The organism is Streptomyces bungoensis (genome assembly GCF_001514215.1).
GTDB lineage: Bacteria > Actinomycetota > Actinomycetes > Streptomycetales > Streptomycetaceae > Streptomyces > Streptomyces bungoensis.
In genome coordinates, this window is record NZ_KQ948856.1 from 191,567 (window position 1) to 205,421 (window position 13,855).

Annotated in this window: 8 protein-coding genes and 1 pseudogene; 3 read left to right on the forward strand and 6 right to left on the reverse strand. The window is 72.5% G+C overall.

Features of this window, described 5'->3' with window-relative positions; translation table 11 throughout:
- Positions 1–298 precede the first annotated feature (298 nt).
- Positions 299–601 carry a ferredoxin gene (locus AQJ66_RS15380; RefSeq protein WP_061921261.1) on the forward strand — a complete coding sequence of 101 codons (303 nt, stop codon included), beginning with the start codon at positions 299–301 and terminating at the stop codon, positions 599–601.
- Between the two features lie 101 nt (positions 602–702).
- Here AQJ66_RS15380 and AQJ66_RS15385 read toward each other — a convergent pair whose 3' ends face one another.
- The 3 genes and pseudogenes from AQJ66_RS15385 to AQJ66_RS40850 form a co-directional block, all read right to left on the reverse strand.
- Positions 703–1,284, reverse strand: a complete 582-nt coding sequence (locus AQJ66_RS15385; RefSeq protein ID WP_061921264.1) for a hypothetical protein — start codon at positions 1,282–1,284, stop codon at positions 703–705.
- 249 nt (positions 1,285–1,533) lie between these two features.
- Positions 1,534–2,436, reverse strand: a complete 903-nt coding sequence (locus tag AQJ66_RS15390) for a tRNA (adenine-N1)-methyltransferase (protein WP_061921269.1) — start codon at positions 2,434–2,436, stop codon at positions 1,534–1,536.
- 38 nt (positions 2,437–2,474) lie between these two features.
- A pseudogene (locus AQJ66_RS40850) lies at positions 2,475–4,094 on the reverse strand (site-2 protease family protein); the annotation flags it as partial.
- 953 nt (positions 4,095–5,047) lie between these two features.
- Here AQJ66_RS40850 and AQJ66_RS15400 point away from each other — a divergent pair.
- Both AQJ66_RS15400 and AQJ66_RS15405 read left to right on the forward strand, forming a co-directional pair.
- A complete protein-coding gene (locus tag AQJ66_RS15400) occupies positions 5,048–6,124 on the forward strand; it encodes a RecB family exonuclease (RefSeq protein ID WP_167359164.1) in 1,077 nt (358 codons plus the stop codon).
- 14 nt (positions 6,125–6,138) lie between these two features.
- Entirely contained in the window at positions 6,139–6,810 is a 672-nt protein-coding gene (locus AQJ66_RS15405) for a response regulator (protein ID WP_020939010.1), read from the forward strand.
- A 101-nt stretch (positions 6,811–6,911) separates the two neighbouring features.
- Here the strand turns inward: AQJ66_RS15405 and AQJ66_RS15410 are convergent, their stop codons facing one another.
- From AQJ66_RS15410 to metH, 3 genes are all read right to left on the reverse strand, one after another.
- Positions 6,912–8,516 carry an ABC transporter substrate-binding protein gene (locus AQJ66_RS15410; RefSeq protein WP_061921274.1) on the reverse strand — a complete coding sequence of 535 codons (1,605 nt, stop codon included), beginning with the start codon at positions 8,514–8,516 and terminating at the stop codon, positions 6,912–6,914.
- Positions 8,517–8,949: 433 nt separating this feature from the next.
- Positions 8,950–9,651 carry an HAD family hydrolase gene (locus AQJ66_RS15415; RefSeq protein WP_061921277.1) on the reverse strand — a complete coding sequence of 234 codons (702 nt, stop codon included), beginning with the start codon at positions 9,649–9,651 and terminating at the stop codon, positions 8,950–8,952.
- A 606-nt stretch (positions 9,652–10,257) separates the two neighbouring features.
- Positions 10,258–13,770, reverse strand: a complete 3,513-nt coding sequence (gene metH, locus AQJ66_RS15420; protein WP_061921280.1) for a methionine synthase — start codon at positions 13,768–13,770, stop codon at positions 10,258–10,260.
- Between the last annotated feature and the right edge of the window lie 85 nt (positions 13,771–13,855).

Genomic DNA, 13,855 nt, shown 5'->3' on the forward strand with positions numbered 1-13,855 from the left:
CGGGGCGGTCGTCCGGTTGGTGGGCAGCGCTGTGAGCGCTCGCGCGCTCATCACGCAGAGCGACGGTTCAGGCGGTGGGCGTCACGCTCGGAGCGGCCTGAAGTGGTCGTCCCGGCGTCCGGGGCTCCCTTCCCCGGTCGCCCGGTCGTACCCGCGGGGGCGGGCGGGAAACCGCGTTTCGCCCGAACGTGGGGCAGGTGAGGGCGGAGGTAGGGTCGGGGGTGTCCAACAACCGCTGGAGCGGACCGGGCTGGCGTGCGCGCCGGGCGGGCCGTCCGGCGAACCGACGGCAGGAGAGGTGACCGTGCAGCAGGAGGCCCCGGGCGGCGAGGCGCTGGAGGTCTGGATCGACCAGGACCTGTGTACCGGCGACGGGATCTGCGCGCAGTACGCCCCTGAGGTGTTCGAGCTGGACATCGACGGGCTGGCGTATGTGAAGGGCGCGGACGACGAGCTGCTGCAGAACCGGGGGGCGACGGTGCCGGTGCCGTTGCCGCTGCTGGCTGATGTGGTGGACTCGGCGAAGGAGTGTCCCGGCGAGTGCATTCACGTGCGCCGGGCCGAAGACGGTGTCGAGGTGTACGGGCCGGACGCGGAGTAGGCCGGGGCCGGACGGGCCGGTCCGCGGGGTGCCGCGGGCCGCGGTGGCCGTCCGGCCGGGCACGCGCGGGTGGGCCCGGTGACCGGTGCGGTGCGGCCGGGTCAGACGCTGTGGGCCGTGGCGGTGGTGGAGCGGACGAACGCGGTGCCGTTCCACCGCCATGTGGTGGGGATCTTCAGGTCGGGGCAGCAACTGGGTACGTCGGCCGTGGAGTAGCCGAGCAGGGTGGCGGTGACGGTGCGCGCCCGGAGGGCGAAGTCGGTGACGGTGCGGCGGTCCTTGGGGTCGACGAGGGTGGCGACCACGCGGGGCTTGGGGTTGTCGGCGCCGCGGGTGAGGACGTAGACGCCGTCGGGCGGGGTGCCCATGGGCGCGTCGCAGTGCACGACGGCGACGGTTTCCGGCCTTCCGTCGCCGTCGAGGTCGCCGGTGGCCTTCTTGACGACGATCGCCTTGACGGGTCCGCAGTCCAGGGGGAAGGTCACGCCGGTGGTACTGGGCGGTGCCGCGGCGGCGGGGGCGGACTTGGCCTCGGTGCCGGGGGCCGCCTGGGCGGCCGTGGCCGAACCGGGCTGTGCCACGGAGGACAGGGCGATCACGCCGGCGACCGCGGTCGCGGTGGCGACCCAGTGGATGGGCCGGGCGTGCGTGTGGGCGAGCTCCGGAACGGCGGATTGCTGCACTAGGAGTGTCTCCTGTGAGGGCTGTGCCGGTGGGGTGGCCAGCATGGTGCCACACGTCACAGTGCGGGGGAACGGCGGGGTCGGTACGGATCGGCGTGGGCCCGCGCCCGGGGGCGGGTGGTGCGCCTTTCCGGTGCCGGCCGGCACCGGCCGGTGCCGGGTCAACGCGCGGGCGCCGTGGCCGAGTTCCCGGGTCGGGTGGGAACTCGGTCACGGCGCCCGTGCGTTGTGGTGTCCGGTGGCGGGCTGTCAGCGGCCGGTGCCGCCGTCGGCGTTGGGGCCGGCGTAGTCCTCGCCGTAGGCGCCCTTGGCGGGGCGGCGGCGGCGCATGGGGGGCTCGACGCCGTCCGCCAGGCGGCGGGCGGTGAGGAGGAAACCGGTGTGGCCGATCATGCGGTGGTCGGGGCGGACGGCCAGGCCCTCGATGTGCCAGTTGCGGATCATGGTCTCCCAGGCGGTCGGCTCGTTGAAGCAGCCGATCTCCCGGATGGACTCCACGGTCCGGGCGAGCTGGGTGGTGGTGGCCACGTAGCAGCACAGGATGCCGCCGGGGACGAGGGCCTTGGAGACGGCCTCGAGGCATTCCCAGGGGGCGAGCATGTCGAGGATGACGCGGTCGACGTCGGTGTCGGACAGGTTGTCCTGGAGGTCGCCGACGGTGAGCTGCCAGGCGGGGTGGGGTCCGCCGAAGTAGCGTTCCACGTTCTGCCGGGCGATGTCGGCGAAGTCCTCGCGGCGCTCGTAGGAGTGCAGCATGCCCTGGTCGCCGATGGCGCGCAGCAGGAAGCTGCTGAGCGAGCCGGAGCCGACGCCGGCCTCGACGACGCGGGCGCCGGGGAAGATGTCGGCGAAGGCGAGGATCTGCCCCGCGTCCTTGGGGTAGACGACGGCTGCCCCGCGGGGCATGGACAGGACGTAGTCGGGGAGCAGGGGGCGCAGCGCGAGGTAGGCGACGTTGCCGGTGGTGCGGACAACGCTGCCCTCGGGAGCGCCGATCAGTTCGTCGTGCGGGAAGGAGCCCTTGTGGGTGTGGAAGTTCTTCCCGGCTTCGAGCGTGAACGTGTAGTGGCGGCCCTTGGGGTCGGTCAGCTGTACCTGGTCCCCGACCTTGAAGGGCCCGCGCCTGCGGGCGGCACCGGTCGGTTCGGACATGTGACCAGCCTACCGGCAGCCGGGCGGGCCGCCGACCACTAGCTGGGGCGGGCCATGGCCTTCACGAAGGCGCGTTCCACGTCGGCGGCGGACAGGACGCCGTAGATCTCGCCGGTCTCCTCGACGACGAGGTACTCGGTGGCCGGGGTGGCCCGCAGGGCGTCGAGGAGTTCCTCGCCGGACAGCTCGGCGGAGACGCGCATGCCGTCGGTGAGTTCCTGGGCGAGGCCGCTGACGGCGACCCAGGGGCGGCGGTGCTCGGGTACGCCGACGATGGCGGCCTCGCGGACGAGGGCGAGGGGGTGGCCGTCGGCGTCGACGACGACGAGGGCGCGGGCGCCGGCGGCGTTGGCGCGGCGCAGGGCCTCGGAGAGCGGGGTGTCGTTCTCGACCGGTACGGCGCGGCGGGTGAGGCTGCGGGCCTTGAGTTCCGGGAGGTGTTCGCGCAGGCGGGCCATGCGCAGGCTGTTGCCGGCGCCGGTCCAGATGATCGCGGCGAGGATGGCGGCGAGCAGGGCGTCGGTGACCGTGTCCATGCCGTTGACGTCCGTGCCGCTGCCGCCGAAGGCGCCGGAGTGGTTGACCAGGGGCAGGCCGACCAGGACGGAGAGGGCGAGGGCGCGGCCGACCCAGGCGGCGGCGACGGTGCCGCTCATCGGCTTGCCGGTGATCTTCCAGACGACGGCGCGGAGCATGCGGCCGCCGTCCAGCGGGAGGCCGGGGAGCAGGTTGAAGATCGCCACGATGAGGTTGGAGATCATGAGGCCGGCGAGCAGGACCCCGAGGACGGTGTCGGGCCGGACCGGCTGCATGGCGAGGTAGAAGACGCCGGCGAGGACGAGGGAGAGCAGGGGGCCGACGAAGGCGAGGACGAACTCGCGGCCGGGGGCCTCGGCCTCCTTCTCGATCTCCGAGACGCCGCCGAAGAACTGGAGCTGGATGCGGCGGACGGGGAGTCCGAAGCGGATGGCGGCGACCGTGTGGGCCAGTTCGTGGACCAGGACGGAGGCGTAGAAGGCGACGGCGAAGAAGAGGGAGACCAGGTAGCGGGCGGCGCCGAGTTCGGGCAGCACGCGGTCGAGCTGGCCGCCGAAGACCCAGGTGATGAGCGCGGCGACGAGGAACCAGCTCGGCGCCACGTACACCGGGACCCCGAACGGCCGTCCCATCAGCAGCCCGCCTCCGGGCTCCTTGGGCCGGCGCTGCGGCGGCTCGCCCTTGGCGATCCCGGACGTGGCGACGGCCCGGTGCTCGGCGGGCGCGGTCCGGTGCCCCGCGGCAGGGACGGCAGGGGGCTGCTCCGCACCGGCCGTGGGGTCGGTGGCCGGAGGCCGGGCCGCCCCTGAGGACGGTGGGACCGCGGCGTGGTCTCCGCGCGGCGGCTCAGGGCGGGCGTCCTCGCCGTCGGGCGCCTGCGCGGGCGCGGGCCGCGCGGTCCGACCCTGCGGGGCGTGAGGCGGGCTGGCTGCGGTGGTTCCGGGCGGTGCGACCGGGACTGTTTCCGGTGCGCCCGGCTCGCCCCCGTCCGGCCCGGGGCGCGGATCCGCGGGTCGCTCGGGGGTGTCCCGGTCGGGGGTCGCGGGGGTCGCCTGGCTTTCCGGGCCGGGGTGGCCGGCGGGATCGGTGGCGTCCCGGGACGGGGGCGCGGGGGTGGCCCGCGGCTCCGGGCCTGGGTGGCCGGTGCGCTCGGTGGCGTCCCGGGACGGGGCCGCGGGAGTCGCCTGGCTTTCCGAGCCGGAGTCGTTGGCAGGACCGGTGGCGTCACGGGACGGGAGCGCAGGAGTCGCCTGGTGCTCCGAACCGGGGTCGCCGGCAGGCTCACGGACGTCCCGGGACGGGGCCGCGGGAGTCGCCCGGCTTCCCGGGCCGCGGTCGCCGGCGGGATCGGTGGCGTCCCGGGACGGGGTCGCGGGAGTCGCCTGGCTTTCCGAGCCGGAGTCGTTGGCAGGACCGGTGGCGTCACGGGACGGGAGCGCAGGAGTCGCCTGGTGCTCCGAACCGGGGTCGCCGGCAGGCTCGCGGGTGTCCCGGGACGGGGCCGCGGGAGTCGCCCGGCTTCCCGGGCCGCGGTCGCCGGCGGGCTCGGTGGCGTCCCGGGACGGGGCCGCGGGAGTCGCCCGGCTTTCCGAGCCGGAGTCGTTGGCAGGACCGGTGGCGTCACGGGACGGGAGCGCAGGAGTCGCCTGGTGCCCCGAACCGGGGTCGCCGGCAGGCTCGCGGGTGTCCCGGGACGGGGGCGTGGGAGTCGCCCGGCTTCCCGGGCCGCGGTCGCCGGCGGGATCGGTGGCGTCCCGGGACGGGGGCGTGGGGGTGGCCCGGGGTTCCGGGCCGGCGGGGTCGGTGGGGTCGGTTGGCGGGGGCACAGGACCCGCGGGGTGCTCGGCCGGCTTGTCGTCGCCGGGCCGCGGCTGCCCGTTCCCGCCGCTCACGTCCACGGTGTCCCCTCGTTCGAAGCGTCTTCCGCGCCTGCCGGGCAGAAGGTCTCGGGTCGATGGTATGCGGCCGTGGTGGCACGTTCCGCCCCGGCTCCCTTTGTGTTTGCCCCGGCGTAGCGCGTCCACGCGGCCCGCGGCTGGGTCACTGTCGGTGCCGGCCCGTATGGTCTGTGGTCATGGACAGCAGCATCGAGGACGCGGGGGCCCGGCCGGGCGCGGCGGAGCCGTCGGCGGCGGGGGCGGACGCGGGGGCTGCCTCGGCGGCCGGGGCCGCCGGTGCGGCCACCGTGCCGGCCGGGGCTACGGCCGAGGTGACAGCCGCGCTCGCCGGGACGGCCGCGCGGACGGGTTCCGTCGTCGCGCCGGTGCCGGAGGCCAGATCGGGTGAGCGGGTGGCGGTGGCACCGGCCTCGTTGTCCCCGTCCCGGGCCAGTGACTTCATGCAGTGCCCGCTGCTGTACCGCTTCCGGGTGATCGACCGGCTGCCGGAGAAGCCAAGCGAGGCGGCGACCCGGGGCACGCTGGTGCACGCCGTGCTGGAGCGGCTGTTCGACGCGCCGGCCGCGGAGCGGACCGCGCCGCGGGCGAAGTCGCTGATCCCGGGGCAGTGGGACCGGCTGCGGGAGAGCAGGCCCGAGGTGGGCGAGCTGTTCGCCGACGATCCGGACGGGGAGCGGCTGGCCCGGTGGCTCGCCGAGGCGGAGCGGCTGGTGGAGCGCTGGTTCACGCTGGAGGACCCGGCGCGGCTGGAGCCGGCCGAGCGTGAGCTGTTCGTGGAGGCGGAGCTGGAGTCGGGGCTGCGGCTGCGCGGCATCATCGACCGGGTGGACGTCGCGCCGACCGGTGAGGTGCGGATCGTCGACTACAAGACGGGCAAGGCGCCGCGGCCGGAGTACGCGGAGGGCGCGCTGTTCCAGATGAAGTTCTACGCCCTGGTGGTGTGGCGGCTGAAGCGGGTCGTGCCGCGGCGGCTGCAGCTGGTGTACCTCGGCAGCGGGGACGTGCTCACCTACGATCCGGTGCTCGCCGATCTGGAGCGGGTGGAGCGCAAGCTGCTGGCGCTGTGGGAGGCGATCCGGGAGGCCACGGAGAGCGGGAACTGGCGGCCGCGGCCGACGAAGCTGTGCGGCTGGTGCGATCACCAGGCGCACTGCCCGGAGTTCGGCGGTACTCCCCCGCCGTACCCGCTGGAGTCGGCGCCGAGGGGGGCCGGTTCCGGCTCCGGGGGGCAGGGCAGAATGGGGCCGGACTAGCGAAGGAGTGTCACGTGGCCATCCGTGTCCTACTGGTCGACGACCAGCCCCTGCTGCGCACCGGTTTCCGGATGATCCTGGAGGCCGAGCAGGACATCGCGGTCGTGGGTGAGGCCGGCGACGGCCTGCAGGCCCTCGACCAGGTGCGTGCGCTGCAGCCGGATGTCGTGCTCATGGACATCCGGATGCCCAGGATGGACGGGGTGGAGGCGACCCGGCAGATCACCGGTCCGGGCCGGGACGGGCCGGCGAAGGTGCTGGTGCTGACCACGTTCGATCTGGACGAGTACGTGGTGGAGGCGCTGCGGGCCGGGGCCAGCGGGTTCCTGCTGAAGGACGCGCCCGCCAACGAGCTGGTGCAGGCGATCCGGGTGGTGGCCGGGGGTGAGGCGATGCTGGCGCCGAGCATCACCCGGCGTCTGCTGGACAAGTACGCCACGCACCTTCCCTCGGGTGAGGAGCCGGTGCCGGACACCCTGCACACCCTCACCGACCGTGAGGTGGAGGTGCTGAAGCTGGTGGCGCGCGGGCTGTCGAACGCGGAGATCGCCGCGGACCTGTTCGTCAGCGAGACGACGGTGAAGACGCACGTGGGGCATGTGCTGACCAAGCTCGGTCTCCGGGACCGGGTGCAGGCCGCGGTGTACGCCTACGAGAGCGGGCTGGTGCGTCCCGGGGCGCAGTGAGGTCCTGAGGACATGAGGTCCTTGAGGACACGGCGAAGGGCGCCCCCCGTCCGGGGGGCGCCCTTCGTGCTGCCGGTCGGCCGCGGGTGCGGTGGTGCCCGTCAGCCGTTCACGCCGCGGCCGAGCTCCCACAGCTGGAGCGTCGCGGACGAGTTGAGGGCGTAGGAGACGCCCGTGACGTCGTCGCGCGCGGCGACGTACTGCTTGCCCTGCCACAGCGGCAGGATGGGGACGTCCTCGGCGACGATGTCCTGAATCTGCGTCAGGGTCTTGGCGGCGTTGAGCCGGTCGGCCTCGCGGCGGGACTCCGGGATCAGCGTGCGCTGGATGGTGCTGTTGGAGTACGGCGAGCCGAGGGTGTTGTCCTTGTCGAGGAAGGGCGCGAGGAAGTTGTCGGCGTCGGGGAAGTCGGGGAACCAGCCCATGCCGTAGACGTCGTACTGGCCCTTCTGCTCGGCGGGCCGGAACGTCGCCCAGGGGTGGCCCTGGATGCTGACGTCGAACAGACCGCTGCCGTTGAGCTGCTTCTGCAGGATCTCGAACTCCTGCTTGGTGGCCGAGCCGTAGTGGTCGGTGGTGTAGTGCAGGGTGAGCTTGACCGGGGTGGTGATGCCGGCCTTGCTGAGCAGTTCCTTCGCCTTGGCGGCGCTGGGGTTGCCGTAGGTGTTGAAGAACGAGTTCGAGTGGCCGGTGACGCTCGCGGGGACCAGCGAGTACAGGGGCTGGGCCTGGGTGCCGTAGACCTTGGAGACGAGCTCACCGCGGTTGATGAGCTGGGCCATGGCCTGGCGGACGGCCTTGTCCTTCACGCTCGGCGCGTTCGTGTTGAAGGCGAGGTAGCGGATCTCCAGGCCGGGCATGTCGACGAGGTCGGCGTTCTCGTCGGAGCCGGCGTCGAGCTTCTGGATCTGCGCCGGGGACATGGTGCGGGTCATGACGTCGATGTCGCCCTTGTCGATCGCGGCGCCCATGTCCTGGGCGTCGTCGAAGGAGCGGAGCACGACCTGGTCGTTGTTCAGCTTCACGTAGCCCTTGTAGTTCGGGTTCTTCGTGAAGGTGGCGCTGACGATCGTGTTGTCCTTGACGTCGGCCTTCATCGTGTAGGGGCCGGAGCCGTCGATGTCGAAGCCGTCCCGCAGCTTGCCCTTGTCGTAGTCCGCGGGGTCGATGATGCCCGCGACCGGGGTGGACAGCTTGAACGGGAAGGTGGCGTCGGCGGTCTTCAGGTGGAAGATGACCTCGCGGTCGCCCTGGGTCTCGACGGTGTCGATGGTGCTGAGCAGGGCGAAGACACCGCTGTCCGCCTTGATGCGCAGGGCGCGCTCGATGGAGTACTTGACGTCCTGGGCGGTGACCTTGTCGCCGTTGGCGAACTTCAGGTCCGCGCGCAGCTTGCAGGCGTACCGTTCGTTGCCGGTGTCGGTGAACGAGCAGCTCTCGGCGGCGTCGGGCACGGGGTCGCCCTCGCCCTTGGGCTGGGTCATCAGCGTCTGCACGGTCTGGCGCAGGATGTTCCAGGTGCCGACGTCGTAGGCGTAGGCGGGGTCGAGAGGCGCGGGGGCGTCGCTCGTGGCGGTGAACCGGTCCGTGGTACCGACGACGATGGCGTTGTCGCTCTTGCTCCCGCTGTCGGATCCGCCGCACGCGGCGAGAACCGGCGTGAGCAGGCCGGCGACTGCCGGCAGCACCAAAGTCTTGCGGTTCATGCGGGAGTTTCTCCAGAGCTGTTCGGGTCCGTGTATCCGGCATGCATCGGTGGTGCGGCGGCACACGGGGGTTACGGCGATGTTCTCGCGACGAGATTAGTCCGCGCCCGCGGGGCGGTTCACAGTCAGCCGAGCCGGTACGCCATCACGGAGTGAAACCGGCTGCCGACACACCGAACACCCGACAGCGGCAGGATTAGTGCAGCGTCCCATGAAACGGGACACAAGGATCCGCCCGGCGACCCCCGTCCGGGCCGGTCGGCATACTTTGGCAACGATGTCGAGCCGTTCGGGGGTGGGGAACGTCACACTGCCAACTGTGGTAGCGCTTACCGGAATTCGGCCGGGCGTTCCCCAGGTAATTACCCGCGGGTGTACTTCCCCGTAATTTTGTCCACCACTCTCCGGCCCTGAGGGTACTCCCCGTGAACGGCTAGAGCATTTCCGTCATCAGGCCGCGCAGAAATGTCAGGTCGACCTCTTCCAGGGAGGTCACGACGGTGCGCCGTTCGGCGGGGACGATGGGGGCGACCGAGGGGACGGCGACGACGTGGCAGCCGGCCGCCTCGGCGGCGGCGACGCCGGTGGCGGTGTCCTCGACGACCGCGCATCGCGCCGGGTCCGCGCCGAGTCCGGCGGCGGCGAGCAGGTAGGGGTCGGGGTGGGGCTTGGTGCGGGAGACCTCGTCGCCGGCGATGGAGAGGTGGAAGTGGTGGTGGCCCAGCACGGACAGCACCCGGTCGATGATGCGCCGGTGGGAGGCGGAGACCAGGGCGGTGGGGACGGCGTGCGTGTGGAGTTCGGCCAGGAGCCGGGCGGCGCCGGGCATCAGGGGCAGGCTGCGGCCGATACGGCTCTCGAAGCCGTCGTTGAGCAGCACCGTGAGTTCGGCGAGGGTGATGTCGGCGCCGGTGGCCTCGATGAGGAAGCCGGCGCTGCGGGTCATCGGGCCGCCGACCACGACGTGCCGCCAGGACTCGTCGAGGGTGTGGCCGAGGGTGGCGAAGACCTCCACCTCGACGTCCCACCAGAAGCCCTCGGTGTCCACCAGGGTGCCGTCCATGTCGAGGAGCACGGCCTGCAGGGTGGAGCCTTCGGCCGTACGTCTTCCGAGCGCGGGGACCGTACTGGTCATCCGGGCGCACCTCCTTGAGGGACGAGCAGGCCGGTTCCCGTACGGGAACCGGCCTGCGGTGGACCGACCAGTGTACGACTCCGCCGGGCAAAGCGCCTCGTTTATCCCACCGGTGTCGGGGTACCCCCTTCAACACCTTCGCGCAGGCCAGGAGGCCCTTCACTATGCCCGCGCGCGGACCGCGCGGGAGGCTCCGCGGCCCGGCGGACGCGGCCGGCCGGCCCCCGGAAGGACGCGGGCGGCGCACCGGCTCTCGACGGGAGCGCCGCACCCGCGGTGGGCCGCACCCGCTGTCGCCCAGCCGCTGTCGCCCAGGCGCCACACCGGGCGCACCGGCCCGACCCCCGTCGGCCGAGCGGGCGTCACCGGTGGCGAGCCCCCGGAGTCCGGCGACCACCGACGCGCACCGGCTGCGAGCCCGCACCGACCCCCGACCGAGCGCGCCGCACCAGCCCGACCGCCGTCGGCCGAGCGGGCGTCACCGGTGCGAGCCCCCGGAGTCCGGCGACCATCGACGCGGCCGGTTGCGGGCAGCGCCACGCGGCCGGCCGGCGCCCCGTGCGGAACGGGGCGTGTCCGGCGTTCCCCGGCCGACCCCGGGAGGGGTCAGCGGGCGTTGAAGTACTTGGCCTCCGGGTGGTGGATCACGATGGCGTCCGTGGACTGTTCGGGGTGGAGCTGGAACTCCTCCGACAGGTGGACGCCGATGCGCTCCGGCCTGAGGAGTTCGGCGATCTTGGCGCGGTCCTCCAGGTCGGGGCAGGCGCCGTAGCCGAGGGAGAAGCGGGCGCCGCGGTACTTCAGGGCGAACATGTCCTCGATGCCGGCGGGGTCCTCGCCGGCGAAGCCGAGTTCCGCGCGGACGCGGGCGTGCCAGTACTCGGCGAGGGCCTCGGCCAGCTGGACGGACAGGCCGTGCAGTTCGAGGTAGTCGCGGTAGGCGTCGGCGGCGAAGAGCTTGGCGGTCTCCTCGCCGATGCGGGAGCCGACGGTGACGACCTGGAGGCCGACGACGTCGGTCTCCCCCGACTCCTCGGGGCGGAAGAAGTCGGCCAGGCACAGGCGGCGGCCGCGGCGCTGGCGCGGGAAGGTGAAGCGGGTGCGTTCGTTGCCCTGCTCGTCCAGGATGATCAGGTCGTCGTCCTTGGACACGCAGGGGAAGTAGCCGTAGACGACGGCCGCTTCGAGGAGGTTCTCGGTCTGCAGCCGGTCGAGCAGGCCGCGCAGCCGGGGGCGGCCATCGGTCTCGACGAGTTCCTCGTACGACGGCCCCTCGCCGGTGCGGGCCTGCCTGAGGCCCCACTGGCCCTTGAACAGCGCGCCCTCGTCCAGCCAGCTCGCGTACTCCTTGAGCTGGATGCCCTTGACGATCCGGGTGTCCCAGAAGGGCGGGGTGGGCACGGGGTTGTCGGTGGCGACGTCGGAGCGGACGTGCCCCTCCTCCGGGCGCTCGGTCACCTCCACGGCGGCCGTGCCGCGCACCCGGCGCTGGCGCAGTTCGGGCAGCTTCGCCCCCGGCACGCCCCGCTTGACGCCGATCAGGGCGTCCATCAGGCGCAGTCCCTCGAAGGCGTCGCGGGCGTAGCGGACCTCGCCCTGGTAGAGCTCGTGCAGGTCCTGCTCGACGTAGGCGCGGGTCAGGGCGGCGCCGCCGAGGATGACCGGGAAGCGGGCGGCGAGGCCGCGCTGGTTGAGCTCCTCCAGGTTCTCCTTCATGATCACGGTGGACTTCACCAGGAGGCCGGACATGCCGATGACGTCGGCCCGGTGCTCCTCGGCGGCTTCCAGGATCGCGGAGACGGGCTGCTTGATGCCCAGGTTGACGACGTTGTAGCCGTTGTTGGACAGGATGATGTCGACGAGGTTCTTGCCGATGTCGTGCACGTCGCCGCGGACGGTGGCGAGCACGATGGTGCCCTTGCCCTCGGCGTCGGACTTCTCCATGTGCGGTTCGAGGTGGGCGACGGCCGCCTTCATCACCTCGGCGGACTGGAGCACGAACGGCAGCTGCATCTGGCCGGAGCCGAACAGCTCGCCGACGACCTTCATGCCGTCCAGGAGGGTGTCGTTGACGATGTCGAGGGCGGGGCGTTCCTGCAGCGCCTCGTCGAGGTCGGCCTCCAGGCCGTTGCGCTCGCCGTCGATGATGCGGCGCTTGAGGCGCTCCTCCAGCGGCAGTGCGGCCAGTTCCTCGGCCTTGCCCGCCTTGAGGGACTTGGCGGTGGCGCCCTCGAAGAGCTGCATGAGCCTCTGCAGCGGGTCGTAGCCCTCGCGGCGGCGGTCGTGGATGAGGTCGAGGGCGGTCTGCACCTCTTCCTCGCTGAACCGGGCGATCGGCAGGATCTTGGAGGCGTGGACGATCGCCGAGTCCAGGCCCGCCTTGACGCACTCGTCGAGGAAGACGGAGTTCAGCAGGATGCGGGCGGCCGGGTTGAGGCCGAAGGAGATGTTGGACAGGCCGAGGGTGGTCTGGACGTCCGGGTGGCGGCGCTTGAGTTCGCGGATGGCCTCGATGGTGGCGACGCCGTCCTTGCGGGACTCCTCCTGGCCGGTGCAGATGGTGAAGGTCAGGGTGTCGATGAGGATGTCGGACTCGTGGATGCCCCAGTTCACCGTCAGGTCCTCGATCAGCCGTTCGGCGATCTCGACCTTCTTCTCGGGGGTGCGGGCCTGGCCCTCCTCGTCGATGGTGAGCGCGATCAGGGCGGCGCCGTGCTCGCGGGCGAGCGCGGTGACGCGCGCGAAGCGCGAGTCGGGGCCTGCGCCGTCCTCGTAGTTCACGGAGTTGATCACCGCGCGGCCGCCCAGCTTCTCCAGGCCCGCCCGGATGACGTCGACCTCGGTGGAGTCCAGGACGATCGGCAGGGTGGAGGCGGTGGCGAAGCGGCCGGCGAGCTCCTCCATGTCGGCGACGCCGTCCCGGCCGACGTAGTCGACGCAGAGGTCGAGCATGTGCGCGCCCTCGCGGATCTGCTCCCGGGCGATCTCCACGCAGTCGTCCCAGCGGCCCTCCAGCATGGCCTCGCGGAACTTCTTGGAGCCGTTGGCGTTGGTCCGCTCGCCGATGGCCAGGTAGGAGGTGTCCTGGCGGAAGGGGACGCTCTGGTAGAGGGAGGCGGCGCCGGGTTCGGGCCGGGGGCGGCGCTCGGTGGGGGTGAGGCCCCGGACCCGTTCGACGACCTGGCGCAGGTGCTCGGGGGTGGTGCCGCAGCAGCCGCCGACGAGGGAGAGGCCGTAGTCCCGTACGAAGTTCTGCTGGGCGTCGGCCAGGCCCTCGGGGCCGAGCGGGAAGTGGGCGCCGTCCTTGGTGAGGACCGGCAGGCCGGCGTTCGGCATGCACAGCAGCGGGATGCGGGAGTGCCGGGTGAGGTAGCGCAGGTGCTCGCTCATCTCGGCGGGGCCGGTCGAGCAGTTCAGGCCGATCATGTCGATGCCGAGCGGCTCCAGCGCGGTCAGCGCGGCGCCGATCTCGGAGCCCAGCAGCATCGTGCCGGTGGTCTCGAACGCCATGGAGCACAGCAGCGGCACCTCGATGCCGAGGCGTTCCATGGCGCGGCGGGCGCCGAGGACGGAGGCCTTTGTCTGCAGCAGGTCCTGGGTGGTCTCCACGATCAGCGCGTCGGCGCCGCCGGTGAGCAGGCCTTCGGCGTTGGCCTGGAAGCCGTCGCGCAGCGTGGTGTACCCGATGTGGCCGAGGGTGGGCAGCTTGGTGCCGGGGCCGATGGAGCCGAGGACCCAGCGCTGGCGGCCGTCGGCGGAGAACGCGTCGGCCACCTCGCGGGCGATGCGGGCGCCGGCCTCGGACAGTTCGTACACGCGGTCGGCGATGTCGTACTCCGCCATGGCCGCGTGGTTGGCCCCGAACGTGTTGGTCTCGACGCAGTCGACGCCCACGGCGAAGTACGCCTCGTGGACGGAGCGGACGATGTCGGGGCGGGTGAGGTTGAGGATCTCGTTGCAGCCCTCGAGGTGCTGGAAGTCCTCGAGGGTGGGGTCCTGGGCCTGGAGCATGGTGCCCATCGCTCCGTCGGCGACCACCACACGGGTGGCGAGGGCCTCTCGGAGCGCGGACGCACGGGTCCGGCTGTCGGCGGAAGGGGTCGGCGGCAACGAGGCCATGAAGGTGCTCCCTGGGATGCGACGGCTGTCGGCTATGCGGCTTGCCCGGACGCGGCCGGGCAAGGGGCACGGCGCCAGGGTAACC

Coding starts and splice junctions, on each gene's coding strand:
- AQJ66_RS15390 (WP_061921269.1), bottom strand. CDS start 2,436: ATGTCCGAACCGACCGGTGCCGCCCGCAGGCGCGGGCCCTTCAAGGTC.
- AQJ66_RS15400 (WP_167359164.1), top strand. CDS start 5,048: ATGGACAGCAGCATCGAGGACGCGGGGGCCCGGCCGGGCGCGGCGGAG.
- AQJ66_RS15410 (WP_061921274.1), bottom strand. CDS start 8,516: ATGAACCGCAAGACTTTGGTGCTGCCGGCAGTCGCCGGCCTGCTCACG.
- AQJ66_RS15415 (WP_061921277.1), bottom strand. CDS start 9,651: ATGACCAGTACGGTCCCCGCGCTCGGAAGACGTACGGCCGAAGGCTCC.
- metH (WP_061921280.1), bottom strand. CDS start 13,770: ATGGCCTCGTTGCCGCCGACCCCTTCCGCCGACAGCCGGACCCGTGCG.